General features: G+C 66.9%; 2 protein-coding genes. Both read right to left on the bottom strand.

Annotated elements, in window-relative coordinates; translation table 11 throughout:
- Nucleotides 1-631: cytochrome P450 family protein (locus ACRDU5_RS14585; RefSeq protein WP_526615301.1), on the bottom strand; the 631-nt coding region annotated here is incomplete at its 3' end.
- A 38-nt stretch (nt 632-669) separates the two neighbouring features.
- Nucleotides 670-1542 (bottom strand): UDP-glucose dehydrogenase family protein (locus ACRDU5_RS14580; RefSeq protein WP_526615300.1); only part of this gene is annotated, 873 nt, incomplete at its 5' end.

Below are 1542 nucleotides of genomic sequence, written 5' to 3'. Positions count from 1 at the left end.
GCACGTACTGCCGCCATGACACGCCGATGTCGAGGCTGGGGGCTCCCAGTTCACCGAAGTACAGGATGCGCGGCCGGTCCTCGTCGGGAACACCGAGTATGTCTCCGATGACGGCGACCGGAAGCTGCGAGCAGTAGCGCTCCACGATGTCGACCACATCGGTCTCGCCCTCCAGCTCGTCTAGCAGGGCGGTGGCGGTCTGCTCGACCCGCTCCCGCAGTGTCGCAACGGCTCTCGGGGTGAACACCGATGACACCAGCTTGCGATAGCGGGTGTGATCGGGCGGCTCGACGGACAGCAGCGACGGCGGCTGCAGCGGGTGCAGCGTGCCGGTCTCGGTTTTCTCGACGATCCAGCGCAGCGGCCGGGGCAGGTTGCCCCCGATGGCGATCACCCGGAAGTCATCGGAGCGCAGCAGTTCGTGGGCCACGCCGTGGTCGAAGGTCATCAGCGCCGCGCGGCACCGGATCACCGGACCCCTGGACCGGTATTCGTCGGCAAAGGCGGCCGGGTTCTCCCGCACGCCGGGGTCGGCGATCAGACGCGCCTGAGGATCGCCGCGGCGGGCGCCGTAATTCGCGAGGCCACGGATAACGCCGTGCAGGGCGAACCAGCGGATTTGTTGCCTCATGCCGCGAGCTTACGGCCGCCGACGTTGTTAAACAAGTGTCAAACAGTGCCGGCCTTGCCCAGGCAGTACAGTCGCCAGCCGGCCTCGGTCCAGCGCGCCGGGTCCAGGCAATTACGTCCGTCGACAACCACTTTCGCGCGGACGGTGTCGGCCAGGTCGTCCGGATCGAGCTCGACGAACTCCCGCCACTCGGTGAGCACCAGCACGGCATCGGCGTGTTCGCACGCCTCGACCACCGACGTCGAATAGTTCAGCGTGGGGAACAACCGCTGGCTGTTCTCCATCGCCTTGGGGTCGTAGACGTTGACCGTCGCGCCGTTGAGCTGCAGCATGCCGGCCACGTTCAACGCGGGCGAGTCGCGTACGTCATCGGACTCGGGTTTGAACGCCGCACCGAGCACGGCGATGTTGGCGCCAAGCAACGAGCCGCACGCCTTGGTCGCCAGTTCCACCATCCGGGTGCGCCGGCGCATGTTGATGCTGTCCACCTCGCGCAGGAACGTCAGGGCATGGTTGGCGCCGAGCTCGCCGGCCCGCGCCATGAACGCGCGGATGTCCTTGGGTAGGCAGCCGCCGCCGAAACCGAGCCCGGCGTTGAGGAACCGGCGGCCGATGCGGGGGTCGTAACCGAGCGCGTCGGCGAGCAGCGTGACGTCGGCGTCGACGGCTTCGCACACCTCGGAAATCGCGTTGATGAACGAGATCTTGGTTGCGAGAAAGGCATTCGCGGACACCTTGACCAGTTCGGCGGTCTGCAGATCGGTCAGCAGGAACGGCACGCCCTCGTCGAGCAGTGGCGCGTACAGTTCGCGGATCGCGGCCTCGGCATGCAGCGAGTCCGGTTGCACACCAAGCACGATGCGATCCGGATGCAAGGTGTCGTGGACGGCGAAGCCCTCCCGGAGAAACTC

The organism is Mycobacterium sp. (assembly GCF_050701515.1).
In the GTDB taxonomy this organism is placed as follows: Bacteria; Actinomycetota; Actinomycetes; order Mycobacteriales; family Mycobacteriaceae; genus Mycobacterium.
The sequence above is the reverse complement of the archived record's forward strand: the minus strand, read 5'-3'. Positions and strand labels throughout refer to the sequence as shown.